Raw genomic sequence first — 14,370 nt, forward strand, 5'->3', positions numbered from 1 at the left:
TCCTGCACCCCGCGAGGGGGGAACCGCCCGTCAGCGGTCACAGTCCTGCCAGCCTGGCCTCGCCGCGGGCCGCGAGCTGCTCCCGGAGCCGGGCTCCCTCTGCCTCGGGCAACCCGGGGATGTGCGCGTTGGTGCCGGGCGATGCTGTGTGCAGCTTGACCGTGCACAGGCCCAGGCTGCGCTCCACGGGGCCAACGGCGACGTCCACGTACTGCATCCGGCCGTAGGGGACGGCCATGGTCCGCTGGAAGAAGATGCCGCTGCGGACCAGGAGGTCGTCGTCGCGCTCGGCGTAGCCGATGGCCCTGACCTGGCGCGGGATGAGTACCAGCCGCCAGAGGGCCACCACCAAAGTCACGGCCGGAACGGTGATGGCCAGCCACAGCGGCGGCCACCGCCACCATTCGAGCAGGACAAACACGAGCGGAAGACTGAGGATTACGACGGCGGCCAGGTTGCCGAGTGCCCACTGCACCAGCCGCACAGTCACGAACTTTGGTGACACCCGGTGCCAGTCGATGCCGGGCGGGTCAATCGCCTCGGTACGCATATTCGCCTTCCCCCGCGGCTTCTCCCCGTGTTGCGCGGCCCGGCTTGCCGTCCAAGCCCTTCGTGTCGCCGTCTTCCGGCGGAATCTTGCAGAACCGCTCCACCACCAGGCCAACAATGATCATGACCAGGCCGCCGCCGGCCATGCCGAGCGCCAGCCAGGCGATGTCCTGATGGCTACGGAAGCTCCAGATCCGCAGCTGGTCCAGGAAGATCCCCACGTGCCAGCCGAGCAGCACCGTTCCGGCATAGGCGCAGGCCTGGGCCAGGATGAGCGTGCGGGCGGCGAGCAGCGGATCCAGTGCTGTCTTCTTTGCCGTGCTGTTGGGCTTGATGCTGTTCCGCCAGCGCAGGATGCGGATACCCAGGATCAGGGTGATGGCCACGATCACGCCCATGGTGGCCAGCGCGGTGGCCGGCAACACCGGGGTGGCCATGCCGTAGCGGCTGGTAATCACCGTTCCGGCCCAGCCGGCCACGGTGAGGATGACGCCGATCAGCAGCAGCCGCAGCGGGCTAATGGGTTTCAACGGTCCGTCACCGCCCCGGCGGTCGGCATCCCGTCAAAGTCGCCGAAACCATCAAAGGGGGCAAGGTCGCCATAGTCCGCCGCCCGGGCGGCGAGGGCACTGATGCGCTCCCCCTCAAGGGTTGCGGCGGGGTCGATCAGGGACCACGGATACAGCACGAAAGCCCGACTTGCCGCGCGTGGGTGCGGCAGCGTCAGCACTGGGTCGTCGCTGCGCTCGTCACCGTACGTGATGATGTCGACGTCGAGGGTCCGCGGCCCCCAGCGCACCTCACGGACCCGGTGGTGCTTGTTCTCCACCATCTGGCAATGCTCCAGCAGCTCATTCGGAGTCAGGCTGGTCTCGACGGTGATGACCATGTTCAGGAAGTCCGGCTGGCCGGGCGGGCCGCCCACCGCCTTGGTCTGGATGATCGGGGACACCGCAAGGAGCCGGACCTCCGGCGGATCCACCAGATCAGCCACCGCGCTGGAGAGGGTGTCATTGCGTTCGCCGAGGTTGCTCCCCAAGGCCAGGACCGCTTTGGTGTAGACCGCGTTCACGGGGTGCCCCCGGAAGCGGGTTCCGCCGGGTGGCCGGAAACGATGACGGACCGTTCGCGGTGAACGGACACTGCCACGTCCCCGAAGGGCACCTCGATGGGCGCTTGGGGCTTGTGCACTGTGATATCCACGGCCTGCAGGCCAAACTCGGACAGCAGGCCGTCAGCGATCCGGACCGCCAGGGCCTCGATGAGGTTCAGCGGCTCGCCGGAAATCCACTCAGTAATACGCTGAGCCACCTCGCCGTAGTGCGCGGTGTCGCTGACGTCGTCGGACTTCGCGGCAGCGGCGAAATCGAGGTACAGGACGGCGTCCACAACAAAAGGCTGGCCCTCGCGGCGTTCAAAATCAAACACACCATGATGGCCGACGGCCGTCACACCGGTCAGCGTAATCCTGTCCATGGCTCCCCCGGCGCTTACGGTGCTTTGGGTACTGCCGCCATGCGCGCGGCGACCTTGACGGCGTCAAGGCTGGATCCGACGTCGTGCACCCGCACGGCCCAGGCACCGCGGGCGGCGCTGATGGCCGTAATGGCGGCGGTGGCTCCGTCCCGCTCTTCCGGAGCAGCGGATTTGCCGGCAACCGTCAGGAGGGTACCAAGGAACCGCTTGCGGGAGGCTGCCACCAGGACACGGTGGCCCAGGGCAGCCAGCTGCTCCAGGTTCTGCAGCAACTCCCAGTTCTGGGCGTCATTCTTGGCAAAACCCAGGCCCGGGTCCACGATGATCTGCTCAGCGCTGACGCCGGCGGCAAACAGTTTGTCCCGCACTCCGGCCAGTTCCGCCACCACTTCGCCGGCCACGTCCGTGTACTCGGCGAGGGAGTTCATGGTGCGGGCATCGCCGCGCCGGTGGGTAAGGATGTACGGCGCCTTGGACGAGGCCACGAGTTCAGCCATTTCGGGTTCGATGGTCAGCCCGGAAACGTCGTTGATGATGGCGGCGCCGGCCTTCAGGGCAGCGGCTGCGGTGGCGGCGTGGGTGGTGTCGATGCTGACCAGGGCACCCGCCTTGACCAGGGCTTCGATGACGGGGAGGACCCGTTTCTGCTCCTCGTCCGGGGAGACGTCCTCAGCGCCGGGGCGGGTCGATTCGCCGCCGACGTCGATGATGTCCGCGCCGGCGTAGAACATGCGCAGGCCCGCGGCGATGGCGGTGTCCGCCGTGGCGTGCTTGCCGCCGTCGCTGAACGAATCAGGGGTGACATTGAGGATGCCCATGACCAGGGTGCGGTCCGTGGGCAGGTCCTCGAAGCGCGCGGCCGGGCGCGGTTTGCGCAGGATGGGCAGCGGCGAGGTTGCGGGCCCGGTTCCCGGGGCTGCAGCTAGTGAGTCCATGGTGTTGTGTGGTTACCTTCCGAGGATGAGGCTCATGGCCTCGGCACGGGTGGCCGGGTCATGAAGCTGCCCGCGGACCGCACTGGTGACGGTCTTTGCTCCGGGCTTGCGGATACCGCGCATTGACATGCACATGTGCTCGCATTCGACAACGACAATGGCGCCACGCGGCTTGAGGTGGAGGACCAGCGCTTCGACGATCTCCGTGGTGAGCCGCTCCTGAACCTGGGGGCGGCGGGCGTAGATATCCACGAGCCGGGCCAGCTTACTCAGCCCGGTGACCTTCCCGTCATGGGAGGGGATGTAGCCAACGTGGGCCACACCGTGGAACGGCACCAGGTGGTGCTCGCAGGTGGAGTAGAACGGGATGTCCTTCACCAGGACCAGTTCTTCATGGTCCAGCTCGAACGTGGTGGACAGGACGTCCGCGGGGTCGTGGTGCAGTCCCGCAAATACCTCGGCGTACGCCTTCGCCACCCGCTTGGGGGTGTCGATGAGGCCGCCACGGTCCGGGTCCTCCCCGATGGCCAGGAGGATTTCGCGGACAGCCGCTTCAATCCTTGGCCGGTCCACCTTGTGGAGCGGGGCATGGGTGGAACCGTCCTCCGCCGGGTAGGCGGCGGAGGCGGAAACGGCGTCGTCGTCGAAGGAAGTCACAGGGAAAGCTTAGCCGCGAAGGGTGTCCGGCCCCGATTCGGGGACGCCTCCCTGGAACGGTGCGTCTTCCGGAACGCCCTGCGGATGCGGCGGCTGGGCGTCCAGCGGCTCGTCAAGGCGGGCCTGCTTGGCTTCCTCCTGGGCCTCGCGTTCTGCCCGCTCCTGCGGCGATTCCACGGGGCCGGCGGCCTGGACCGGACGGGATTCCTTGGACAGCCACACTTCGCGGAAGTCGCGCTTGCGGATGTCACGGAATATGTCGGCGATCTCGGCCTGGTTAAGGGTTTCGCGCTCCAGCAGCTCCAGGGCGAGGCTGTCCAGGACGTCACGGTTCTCGGTGAGGATGGCGTACGCCTCATCGTGTGCCTGGTCGATCAGGCGGCGCACTTCCTCGTCCACCACGTAGGCAATCTGGTCAGAGTAATTGCGCTCGTGCCCGGCGTCGCGGCCCAGGAACGGCTCGCCGCCGCCCTGGCCCAGGCGCACGGCGCCCACGCGTTCGCTCATGCCGTACTCGGTGACCATCTTGCGGGCGGTACCGGTGGCCTTCTCGATGTCGTTCGAGGCGCCGGTGGACGGATCGTGGAACACGATCTCCTCGGCTACGCGGCCACCCATGGCGTATGCCATCTGGTCCAGGAGCTCGTTGCGGGTGACGGAGTACTTGTCGTTGTCCGGCACCACCATGGTGTAGCCCAAGGCACGGCCGCGGGGAAGGATGGTGATCTTGGTGACCGGGGCCGAGTTCCGCAGGGCAGCCGCCACCAGGGCGTGGCCGCCTTCGTGGTAGGCGGTGATCTTGCGTTCGTGTTCCTTCATGACCCGGCTGCGCTTCTGCGGGCCGGCCATCACGCGGTCGATTGCCTCGTCCAGGGCGCGGTCGTCAATGAGGTTGGCGTTGGAGCGGGCGGTCAGCAGGGCGGCTTCGTTGAGCACGTTGGCCAGGTCCGCGCCGGTGTAGCCGGGGGTCTTCTTGGCAACAGCCTTCAGGTCGACGCCGGGAGCCATCGGCTTGCCCTTGGCGTGCACCTGGAGAATCTGGTCACGGCCAATCATGTCCGGCGCCTCGACGCCGATCTGCCGGTCGAAACGGCCCGGCCGCAGCAGGGCGGGGTCCAGTACGTCCGGCCGGTTGGTGGCGGCGATAAGGATGACGTTGGTCTTGACGTCGAAGCCGTCCATCTCCACCAGCAGCTGGTTGAGGGTCTGCTCGCGTTCGTCGTTGCCGCCGCCGATGCCGGCGCCGCGGTGGCGGCCGACGGCGTCGATCTCGTCCACGAAGATGATCGCCGGGGAGTTGGCCTTGGCCTGTTCGAAGAGGTCGCGGACGCGGGACGCACCAACGCCCACGAACATCTCCACGAAGTCCGAGCCGGAGATCGAGAAGAAGGGGACGCCTGCTTCACCGGCAACGGCGCGGGCCAGCAGGGTCTTACCGGTACCGGGAGGGCCGTACAGCAGCACGCCCTTGGGGATCTTGGCGCCGACGGCCTGGAACTTGGCCGGCTCCTGGAGGAATTCCTTGATCTCCTGGAGCTCTTCTACGGCTTCGTCCGAGCCGGCCACGTCCGCGAAGGTCACCTGCGGCATGTCCTTGCTGACCATCTTGGCCTTGGACTTGCCGAACTGCATGATCTTGGAGCCGCCGCCCTGCATGCGGGTCATGAGGAACCAGAAGAGGGCGCCCAGCAGGATGACGGGAATGAGGAGGGACAGCAGGCCGGAGAACCAGTTGCTCTCGATGGGCTGGTCCGTGTAGCCCTGCGCCGGTTTGGAATCAGTGACAGCCTTGACCACGTCCGTGGCGCGGGCATCGACGAAGAAGAACTGGACGCTCTTGCCCTTGTTCTGGCCGTCCACCTCCAGGTCGTCCTTCAGGGTGAGGTCAACGCGGTTCTCACCGTCGAAGATCTTGGCCTGTTCCACGTTGGTGCCGGCAAGCAGTTCCAGGCCCTTATCGGTGTCGATCCGCGACGCACCGCCGGGGGCCAGCGTTGCAAAGGCCACCAGGAGCAGACCGACAACAACGACGATCCAGATGCCCGGGCCCTTGAAGAAATTCTTAGCTTTCATCTGTTCGGGGGCTGGCCCCGTCCCTTCCGGTAGTGCTGCACGGCGTGTACTTTGCGCGCGTGATGGTGCTGCGTCAGCTTCTAGCTATACACCGTCCGGAGTACATCACGCATGATGAAAAGCAAAAGTTCCCTGTGGGCGTAGCGGACATCGTTGCAGGCAGGCTAGGGGTTCCGGGGTGCGGCGACGGACGCGCGGGTGACCAGCGGACACTCGAGCACAGTGGTCACGGCGGAAGCCGAAGGACCGTCCCCTGCACCTTCGAGCGCATCGATGAGGTGGTTGGCCGCCCAGGCACCCATGGCGTAGTGGGGCAGCGCCATGGTGGTCAGCCCGGGAAAGAGGCTGCCGGCCACCAGTTCCTGGTCGTCGAATCCAACCACGGAGAGGTCGCCGGGGATGCTGAGGCCCAGTTCCGCGGCCGCCCGGTAGGCACCCATGGCCATCTGGTCGTTGTAGCAGAACAGGCCCGACGGCGGGTGTCCGCTCCGCAGGATCCGCGCCGCTGCCTCGTACCCGCCCGCAGCGTCCGACGACGATGACTCCACCGGCGCGAGGCCGCCGTCGAGCCCTGCCGCGGTGAGCGCGTCGCGGAAGCCGCGGAGCCGCTCCGAGGTGGACGGCACGTCCTGGACGTTGTTGATGAAGCCGATGCGGGTGTGGCCGGCGTCGAGCAGCGCGCGGACCGCCGTGCGGGCGCCGCCGTATTCGTCCGGGACGACGGAAGGGAACCGCCCGTCGGTGGTGACGGCATCCACCAGCACGGCCGGCACCTTGCCGAGGTTCGCCGGCGCGTCCAGGACCCGGTGGTACATGGTGGCGTAGAGGATGCCGTCCACCTGCCGTTCCAGCACGGCTTCCACGTCGCCTTCCCTTGAGGCGGGCCCCGCGGAAGCGGCGGTGTTGATGAGCATGAGGGTGTAGCCGCGGGCACGGGCCGCGTCATCGGCGCCCAGGATGATCCGGCCGGCATGCGGCGTGGTGGCCACATCCTCGCTGACCAGCCCCAGCACGCCGGTGCGGCGGTTGCGGAGCGCCTGCGCCACCCGGTTGGGCCCGTAGCCCAGCTGCTCCGCGGCGGCCTTCACCTTTGCACGGGTTTCGGGGCTGATCCGCGCATACGTGACGTCATTGAGGACATGCGACACCGTAGTGGCCGACACCCCTGCGGCCACCGCGACATCCTTGATGCCTATGTTCGGGCTTGCCAAAATCAGACGTGCTGGTCCAGGTAGACCGGGTTGCCGTCGGGGTCGATCAGGATGGCACTCGCGGGCCCGGTGGTCTTCGTGTCGGCTTCGGCGGCAAACGGGACGCCCTGCGCCTGGAGCTGTTCCTGGAGTTCCCGCACGTCGGTGAACGGTTCCAGGGGCTTGGCATCCTGGTCCCAGCCCGGGTTGAAGATCAGCACGTTCTTCTCGAGGATGCCCTTGAACAGCCCGATGTTGGTGGTCCCGTTCTTCATGATGACCCAGTTCTGGTCCGGGCTGCCCGCGTACTGCGTGAACCCGAGCTTCCGGTAGAACTCCATGGAAGCAGCGAGATCCTGCACGGCAAGGCCTACCGAGAAACCACCGAGCTGCATGGCGGCCTACTCGTAGACGTGCGGTGCGAGGGTGCCCACGAAGTCCAGGTTGCGGTACTTCTCGGCGTAATCCAGGCCGTAGCCCACCACGAACTCGTTGGGGATGTCGTAGCCCACGTACTTGACGTCGATCTGGACCTTGGCGGCGGTGGGTTTGCGGAAGGCGGTGCAGATTTCCACCGACGCGGTGCCGCGGGACTCCAGGTTGGTCTTCAGCCAGGACAGGGTGAGGCCGGAATCGATAATGTCCTCGACGATCAGCACGTCCTTGCCCATGAGGTCCGTGTCCAGGTCCTTCAGGATGCGCACCACGCCGGAGGACTGGGTGCCGGAGCCGTAGGAGGACACAGCCATCCAGTCCATCGAGACGTGGCTGTGCAGTGCACGGGCCAGGTCCGCCATGACCATGACGGCGCCCTTGAGCACGCCCACGATCAGCAGTTCGCGGCCTTCGTAGTCCTTGTCGATCTGGGCAGCGAGCTCGGTGATGCGCTGCTGGATCTGTTCCTTGGTGTAGAGAACGTGCTTGAGGTCTGCCTGGACGTCGTTTGAATCCACCAATGGCTCCTGTGTAGATGCGGGGTGCGACTAATGTGTGGCCGGTTTTTGCGGCCGGAATACTAGCTTCCCACAGCGCGCGGGTTCGCGGGGACCGGTCCCGGGGCGCTCTGCGGTCCCGGGCCCTTCGAGTTCGGCCAGCGACAACCGGTAGGCGGCAACCCCGCCGGGCAGCTGCACCGGGCCTGCGGAACCCTGCCGCCGCAGTAGTCCTTCCGCCGCCACAAGGCGCCGATAGCTGGGCTGCTGGCCGCCGACGCCGGCTGCGGCCTTGGCGATCACACGGAACCTGATGGCGGGGGCCAGGGCGCGCAGGGCGTCCTCAGGGAGGCTTGCTTCTCCACCGTTCCACTCCACCAGGGACGTATAGGTGCTTTCCGCCACATCCTCGAGGTAGTCGGCGTCCAGTTGCAGGATTGAGGCGGTGCGCGCCAGGGATTCCGCGACGCCGGGGCCAAGTTTTTCCTCCAGGTGAGGGAGGACTTCCACCCGGGTCCGGGAGCGGGCGAACGCGGGATCCGTGTTGGTGGGATCGTGCCAGGGATCCAGCTCCTCCACCTCGCAGATTTCCTCCGTGTCGGCCCGGCGGAGCCCCAGGAAGGGACGGAGCAGCACGGCGCTTCCGGCTCCTGCCCGGGTGGGCCGCATGCCTGCGAGCGAACGGGTTCCGGAGCCGCGGGCCAGGCCCAGCAGCACCTGCTCGGCCTGGTCATCCAGGGTGTGCCCCAGCAGGATGGCGCCGGCGCCCTGGTCCGCGGCTCCCGCTTCAAGCGCCTTGTGCCGGGCCTCGCGGGCGGCGGCCTCGGGGCCCATGCCAGCACCCGCCACCGTGACGGTGTGGACTTCAACCGGGGCGAGACCCAGTTCCCGAAGGGCACGGGCGGTGTCAGCCGCCACCCGGGCGGAGCCTTCCTGAAGCTGGTGGTCCACCACCACGGCGCCCACCGTGACCGGGTGGCCGTCAATGCTGCCGCGGCGGGCGAAGTAGGCGGCGACGGCGGCCAGCGCCATCGAGTCGGGCCCGCCGCTGCAGGCCACCAGGACGTGCGCCGGATAGCCGGCCTGCGCCAGGGCGTCGCCCAGCATCTTGCGGGCAGTGCCGACGACGGGCGCCAACCGGCCGGGCCGGCGTCGTCCGCTGCGCTGCGGTGCGGAAGCTGCCGGCGCAGAATCCTGCGGGGCAGGACCGGGAGCGTGCGGGGCGGGCCCGGAGAGCTGGTACCCGGAAGGCTGTGGTTCGGAATGCGTGGGCGGAACGTCAGGCAATTACAGGCCCATCCGCTCAAGCCACAGCTTGGCATCGTGGATCTCGGGCTCGGTGGGCAGGTGGTCGGCCGACTCCCATACCCGATTGAAGCCCTCCATTCCGGCCACGCCCACAACGGCGCGGACAAAGCGGGCGCCGTCGGAATACTGCCGCATCTTGGCGTCCAGGCCCAGCAGGCTGCGGATGAACTTCTCCACCACGCCACGGTCCTTGCCGCGGTCGTTGAACCGCTGCCGGATGGTCTTGACGGAGGGAACGATGCTGGCGTCCACGGCGTCCATCACCACGTTGGCGTGGCCTTCGAGCAGGCTCATCACGGCCGTGAGGTGCGAGATGGCGGCTTTCTCCTCGGGATCCTGCAGCAGGTCCAGGATGGCGCCGCGGCCAGGCGTGTTTCCAGTGGCCGAACGGTCCTTCAGTGAGCGCGCGGCCGCCGAGGCCCGGTCCATCAGCGAATCGACGTTGCCCAGCAGGTGCCCGCTGAGGTTGTCGATCTGGTCCAGCATGTGGTGGCGCAGCCAGGGTGCCGCGGCGAACTGCACCCTGTGGGTCTGTTCATGCAGGCAGACCCACAGCCGGAAGTCCTCGGGCGTGACATTGAGTTCGCGTTCCACGGAGACGATGTTGGGTGCCACCAGCAGGAGCCGCCCGGCGGCCGGTGCGGAGGAGTTTTCGGCCAGCGCCGCGAACGGATCGTACTGGCCCAGGACCTTGCTGGACAGGAACGCCAGGACGGCGCCCAGCTGGCTGCCGGTGATGGCGCCGCTGACGCTGGCCGCGGACGGGCTCAATGAACCGCGCCGGTTGTCCAGCATCTTCTGCATGGCCGGCTTCAGCATCACGGCGAAGGACTGAGTGTTTGCCTTGGCCCACGATGCCCGGTCCACCACCAGCACCGAGGAATCCCGGAGGTCCCTGGCAGCTTCCAGTCCGGTGATCTCGTGAACGTGCGGAACGGAGGCGTCGGCGAGCCGGCGGAGGCTGTCCACGGCTTCATTGATAGCCGCCGGCTTCAGGTCCGGCCCGGCGGGAGCCAGCCGTGCCGCCGCGGAGGCCGCCAGGTCCCAATTGATCAGGGAAGCGGCATCAGCAGATGAGATGGGGGCGGACTGGGCTGCAGTGGACTCCATAGGTCCCATCAGAACACAGCGGGCCGGGGATCGTCCTTAAGTTCGCTCACCGGCGAAGCAAAGGCATGGGCGGGCAGCCACTCACAGCCGGAGCACAGGAGGGCAAAAGGCCAGGCCTAAGCTGCGGCGGCATGGTGGTGGGTACACCGCAACAGCGGCCCTACCGCATTCCAGAACCCGCACAGGCGGCCCTGGCCAGCACCGTCCGTGCGGGCCAGGGCCGGACAAACCCCTCAGGAGGACACCATGATCCCGTACCGTCCCATCACTCCCCTGACCACCGGCCCGAAGAAAGGCTGGAAGGCCGTGGTTGCCGCCGTCCTGGTGGCGGCGCTCCTGGGGACCACGGCCCCCATGGCGGTGGCCGCGGAACCGGTCACCGCGGCCGGTCCCGCATATGGCGTTGCAGATTCCAGGGAGGCGCGCTGACCTACCGGCAGCCGCACCCTGCGAGCGCCGTTGCCGCCCGGTCCAGCGCCACTTTGTTGCCCGTGGCGCCGGGCGTCAATCCGTTGCCGATGAAGGAGAACACCAAGAGCCGCCCGTCTGCGTCAACGACGTAGCCGCTGAGCGCCAGAACGGTGTTGAGAGTTCCGGTCTTGGCCCGGACCAGGCCCGCTCCCTGGACGGTGGACTCGTCGCCGTACCGCGCATCAAGGGTGCCGGTGAGGCCGGCCACCGGGAAGCCGTCCAAAGCGGCGCGCAGCCTGGCATCGGTGCCCGTGGTGATGGCCCGGACCACCTCAGCGAATTGGCCGGCCGAGACCTGGTTGCCCATCGCCAGGCCGCACACGTCCACCAGCGTCAGGGGGCCGGCTGCAATCCCCGCCTGGGCCAGTTGGCTGCTGACCGCGGCTGTGGCACCTTCGTTGCTGCCCGGACCACCATCCGCGATGGAGGCCATCCGGCCCATGACCTCTGCCAGGTAGTTGTCTGATTCCTGCAGCAGCAGGTCCACCTGGTCCCCCACGGTGGCTGACTGCACCTCGGCCAGGACATCAGGCAGTTCGGTTCCGGCAGCCGGCTTCGCCGAACCCGCTCCGGGTGAACGCTCGACGCCGGCCGCCACAGTCAGTCCCGCGGCGGCACCTGCGGCGCGGAGACGTGCTGCGAATTCCTCCGCGGCGGTCTGCGCGGCGTCCTGCGGGCGCGGCCCGGTAGTCACGGCGGGGTCGTAGCGCGCAGAATTCATGGCAAGCGGATACACCGGCGCCACTTCGCCGGCGGCGACGTCCCCCTCCTGCCAGGCCGGGTTCAGGGCCGGCCCGGAAAACAGGGAATCGTCCAGCAGGACCTTGATCTCCCCCGTTGCACCATTGGCCTGCAGGGAGGCCACGGTCCGGGCCGCGAGGGTGGTGAGGCCGGCGCGGCCCATCACCTCGCCCGGCTTCGACTCACCGGGCCCGAGCAGCACGTCGCCGCCGCCCACCAGCACCACCTGGTTGGCGGCCGGCCCCTCCACCACCCGCGTGGTGAACACACGGTCCGGGCCGAGGGCGCGCAGGGCGGCCACGGAGGTCAGCAGTTTCATGTTCGACGCCGGCACGCGGCTCTCGGCGCCGCCCCGGTCGAAGAGGACCTGGCCAGTAAGCGCATCCTGCACGATGCCCGTGAAAGTACCGCCGCCGTCGGCCTTCAACAGCGGGTCAACCTGCGCCGACAAAACGGCGGGGTCCGGGACAGAGGCGGTGGATTGCAGCGGGGCGAGCCCCTGCGGGGATGCCAGGGCGGACGGTTCGCGCTGCCAGGCCGGGGCCTCGGGCGCGGGCGCGGGAGGCTCGGGGCCGAGGAACCCGGGGGCCACGAGTGCTGCAGCCGGGAGGACAAGGACCAGCAGGAGTGCCGCGAGCAGGAGGAGGTGCCAGGGTTTTCCCGGGCCGGCGGATCTGCCTGGAAGGCCCAGCGCCGCAGCCTTCAGCGCACGGCGGTGCCACGATTCCGCGCTGGTGGTTTTGGTCATGCCGGTGCCGGTCCTCAAGTCCTGAAATTTCCCCACAAGTTCCTGATTCCAGGGCCTCTCGCTATATCCTCAATAATAGTCGGCGGCACGGACACTCCTTTTTGTGGACCGTCAAGTGTGCCGCGCACCCCCTGTAATCGCTGAGGAGCATTCCCATGAAGCACGACGTGACCATCGAGATCCCCAAGGGATCGCGCGTCAAGTACGAAGTTGACCACGAGACCGGCCGCGTCCGCCTGGACCGCGTCCTCTTCACCTCCATGCAGTACCCCACGCACTACGGTTTCTTCGAGAACACGCTGGGCGAAGACGGCGACCCGCTGGACGCACTGGTGCTCCTGCAGGACTTCGACTTGCACCCCGGCGTCATCGTGGAATCCCGCCCCATCGGCGTTTTCAACATGACTGACGACGGCGGCGGAGACGCCAAGGTCCTCTGCGTGCCTGTTGACGCCCGCTTCGACCACATCCAGGAAGTCAGCGACGTCAGCGAATTCCTGATCAAGGAAATCGAGCACTTCTTCACCCGTTACAAGGACCTGGAGCCGGGCAAGTGGGTCAAGGCCGAGGGCTGGGGCGACCGCGCCGCCGCCGAGGCCGAGCTGGAAGCGTCGATCAAGCGCTACGTTCCCACCGGACACTGATTTTCCCCGGAGGTTGAGCCTGTCGAAGCCCTGGTTTCGGCAGGCTCAACCACCGGAATTACGACGGCGGGTGCCCGGCTTTTCGAAGCCGGCCACCCGCCGTCGCGCGTTCCAGGAGTTTTCGTCCAGATGAAGCCACCTTCGCGGCCCTGAAGTGGCAATACGCGGACAAATACTCTCCAGGAAGATGTGAAACGCTGGGGGCGTGAATTCCGCACCTGCTTTCCACCCACCCTGCGGCCCGGTGACCGGGTGGCGGGACGGCGATGTCCTCCGCGCCACGGGCATCCCCTACGCCACCGCGGCCCGGTTCCAGCCGCCCGCTGCTGCGGCGGACTGGACCGATCCCTTTGCCGCCACTTCGCTGGCGCCGGCCTGCCCGCAGGGACCCGTCCCGTTCCTCGACGACGTCCTGGGCACCCGGTACGGCGAACTTCCCGGCAGCGAAGACTGCCAGAACCTGTCCATCACCATGCCCGGCGACCTCGGGCCCGGGGAAAAGCTGCCCGTCATGGTCTGGATCCATGGCGGCTCCTACACCACCGGGTCCGGGGACCTCGCCATCTTCGACCCCGCACGGCTTGTTGCCGAGAACCGCGTCATCGTGGTGTCGGTGACCTACCGGCTGGGTTTGTTCGGTTTCCTGGCCACCCGCACCGGCCGGCCGGCAAACCTGGGCCTGCTGGACCAGTTGGAGGCGTTCCGCTGGGTGCAGCGGAACATCGCGGCGTTCGGCGGCGACCCAGGCTGCGTCACCGCGTTCGGCCAGTCCGCCGGCGGGGATGCCATCGCGCACCTGATGGCCACTCCCGATGCACCGTCGCTGTTCCGGCGTGCCATTATCCAGAGCGCGCCACTGGGGATTGCCCGCGGCCGGGCCCGGATGAACCACGCCATGGGGATCGCGGCAGAATCGGTGACGGAAGGGACCCCGGCCATGGAAGTAGTGGACCGGGAGGCGGAGGTGGCGCAGGTCTCGCGGAAGTTCGGGATGCTGGCCGCCATGCCGTTCGGCACCCAGTACGGCCATGCCCCGCTGCCGGAGGAGAAGGACATTGCTGCGGCGTGGGACAGGGCCGCGCCGGGCATCGACATCCTGATCGGCCACACCTCGGAGGAAGCGCGGCTGTTCCTCCCCCGGAGTCCGTTCCTGATGCGCCTGCTCAAGGTACCGGGAGTGGGCGCCGCCGCTGTGCGCGCCGTCGACTGGGTGGTCACCGAAACGGTCTACGGGTGGGCGTCGCGGAAGTTCGCCAGCCGCCACAAGCGCGCAGGAGGACGGGCACACCGGTACCTGCTGAGCTGGCATGCACCGGATAACCTCTTCGGCGCAGCCCACACCATCGACCTGCCGCTGCTTTTGGGCAACCGGGGAACCTGGGACGGTGTGGGACTGATCGCCGGCGCACCGTGGGAGCAAGTGGACATGACCGGACGGGCGGTTCGGGCTTTGTGGGCAGGGTTCGCCCGCGGTGATGACCTGGGCGAGGCCGGTGCCATCAATGACGCGCTGCACTACCGGAGGGTCTGAGGACC

General features: G+C 67.8%; 16 protein-coding genes. 3 read left to right on the forward strand and 13 right to left on the reverse strand.

The window, feature by feature from the left end:
* Positions 1–37: 37 nt before the first annotated feature.
* From UC32_RS14525 to UC32_RS14580, 12 genes are all read right to left on the reverse strand, one after another.
* The gene (locus UC32_RS14525) at positions 38–550 is read right to left on the reverse strand and encodes a PH domain-containing protein (protein ID WP_045731904.1); all 513 of its coding nucleotides are present in this window, start codon (positions 548–550) and stop codon (positions 38–40) included.
* The gene (locus UC32_RS14530) at positions 531–1,079 is read right to left on the reverse strand and encodes a DUF3180 domain-containing protein (protein WP_045731905.1); all 549 of its coding nucleotides are present in this window, start codon (positions 1,077–1,079) and stop codon (positions 531–533) included. Before UC32_RS14530 ends, UC32_RS14525 begins: the two co-directional genes overlap by 20 nt.
* Positions 1,076–1,621 carry a 2-amino-4-hydroxy-6-hydroxymethyldihydropteridine diphosphokinase gene (folK, locus tag UC32_RS14535; RefSeq protein WP_045731906.1) on the reverse strand — a complete coding sequence of 182 codons (546 nt, stop codon included), beginning with the start codon at positions 1,619–1,621 and terminating at the stop codon, positions 1,076–1,078. The genes UC32_RS14530 and folK overlap by 4 nt, the downstream gene beginning before the upstream one ends.
* The gene (gene folB / locus UC32_RS14540) at positions 1,618–2,025 is read right to left on the reverse strand and encodes a dihydroneopterin aldolase (protein WP_045731907.1); all 408 of its coding nucleotides are present in this window, start codon (positions 2,023–2,025) and stop codon (positions 1,618–1,620) included. The genes folK and folB overlap by 4 nt, the downstream gene beginning before the upstream one ends.
* 14 nt (positions 2,026–2,039) lie before the next feature.
* Positions 2,040–2,960: a dihydropteroate synthase gene (folP, locus tag UC32_RS14545; protein WP_045731908.1), complete on the reverse strand. Its 921-nt coding sequence runs from the start codon at positions 2,958–2,960 to the stop codon at positions 2,040–2,042.
* Positions 2,961–2,972: 12 nt separating this feature from the next.
* Positions 2,973–3,617, reverse strand: coding sequence for a GTP cyclohydrolase I FolE (gene folE, locus UC32_RS14550; protein ID WP_045731909.1), 645 nt, complete (start codon positions 3,615–3,617; stop codon positions 2,973–2,975).
* A gap of 9 nt (positions 3,618–3,626) precedes the next feature.
* Positions 3,627–5,690, reverse strand: coding sequence for an ATP-dependent zinc metalloprotease FtsH (gene ftsH / locus UC32_RS14555; RefSeq protein ID WP_045731910.1), 2,064 nt, complete (start codon positions 5,688–5,690; stop codon positions 3,627–3,629).
* Between the two features lie 164 nt (positions 5,691–5,854).
* Positions 5,855–6,901 carry a LacI family DNA-binding transcriptional regulator gene (locus tag UC32_RS14560; protein WP_045731911.1) on the reverse strand — a complete coding sequence of 349 codons (1,047 nt, stop codon included), beginning with the start codon at positions 6,899–6,901 and terminating at the stop codon, positions 5,855–5,857.
* Positions 6,902–6,903: 2 nt separating this feature from the next.
* On the reverse strand, positions 6,904–7,275 hold the full coding sequence (locus UC32_RS14565; RefSeq protein ID WP_045731912.1) for a VOC family protein: 372 nt from the start codon (positions 7,273–7,275) through the stop codon (positions 6,904–6,906).
* A 6-nt stretch (positions 7,276–7,281) separates the two neighbouring features.
* Entirely contained in the window at positions 7,282–7,833 is a 552-nt protein-coding gene (gene hpt / locus UC32_RS14570; protein ID WP_015935538.1) for a hypoxanthine phosphoribosyltransferase, read from the reverse strand.
* 30 nt (positions 7,834–7,863) lie between these two features.
* A complete protein-coding gene (gene tilS, locus UC32_RS14575; RefSeq protein ID WP_200896395.1) occupies positions 7,864–8,919 on the reverse strand; it encodes a tRNA lysidine(34) synthetase TilS in 1,056 nt (351 codons plus the stop codon).
* Positions 8,920–9,099: 180 nt separating this feature from the next.
* Positions 9,100–10,230 carry a zinc-dependent metalloprotease gene (locus UC32_RS14580; RefSeq protein ID WP_045731913.1) on the reverse strand — a complete coding sequence of 377 codons (1,131 nt, stop codon included), beginning with the start codon at positions 10,228–10,230 and terminating at the stop codon, positions 9,100–9,102.
* A gap of 246 nt (positions 10,231–10,476) precedes the next feature.
* On the opposite strand from UC32_RS14580, the gene UC32_RS14585 reads away from it, so the two are divergent.
* Positions 10,477–10,659 (forward strand): hypothetical protein, encoded by a 183-nt coding sequence (locus UC32_RS14585; RefSeq protein WP_045731914.1) that lies wholly within the window; start codon positions 10,477–10,479, stop codon positions 10,657–10,659.
* Between the two features lies 1 nt (position 10,660).
* On the opposite strand, the gene dacB is transcribed toward UC32_RS14585, so the two are convergent.
* Positions 10,661–12,190: a D-alanyl-D-alanine carboxypeptidase/D-alanyl-D-alanine endopeptidase gene (dacB, locus tag UC32_RS14590; RefSeq protein WP_052690595.1), complete on the reverse strand. Its 1,530-nt coding sequence runs from the start codon at positions 12,188–12,190 to the stop codon at positions 10,661–10,663.
* Between the two features lie 155 nt (positions 12,191–12,345).
* On the opposite strand from dacB, the gene UC32_RS14595 reads away from it, so the two are divergent.
* Both UC32_RS14595 and UC32_RS14600 read left to right on the forward strand, forming a co-directional pair.
* The gene (locus tag UC32_RS14595) at positions 12,346–12,834 is read left to right on the forward strand and encodes an inorganic diphosphatase (RefSeq protein WP_015935533.1); all 489 of its coding nucleotides are present in this window, start codon (positions 12,346–12,348) and stop codon (positions 12,832–12,834) included.
* A gap of 205 nt (positions 12,835–13,039) precedes the next feature.
* The gene (locus UC32_RS14600; protein ID WP_045731915.1) at positions 13,040–14,365 is read left to right on the forward strand and encodes a carboxylesterase family protein; all 1,326 of its coding nucleotides are present in this window, start codon (positions 13,040–13,042) and stop codon (positions 14,363–14,365) included.
* The last annotated feature ends 5 nt before the right edge of the window (positions 14,366–14,370 follow it).

The sequence above is a fragment of the Pseudarthrobacter chlorophenolicus genome, assembly GCF_000962805.1.
GTDB classification, from domain to species: Bacteria; Actinomycetota; Actinomycetes; order Actinomycetales; family Micrococcaceae; genus Arthrobacter; species Arthrobacter chlorophenolicus_A.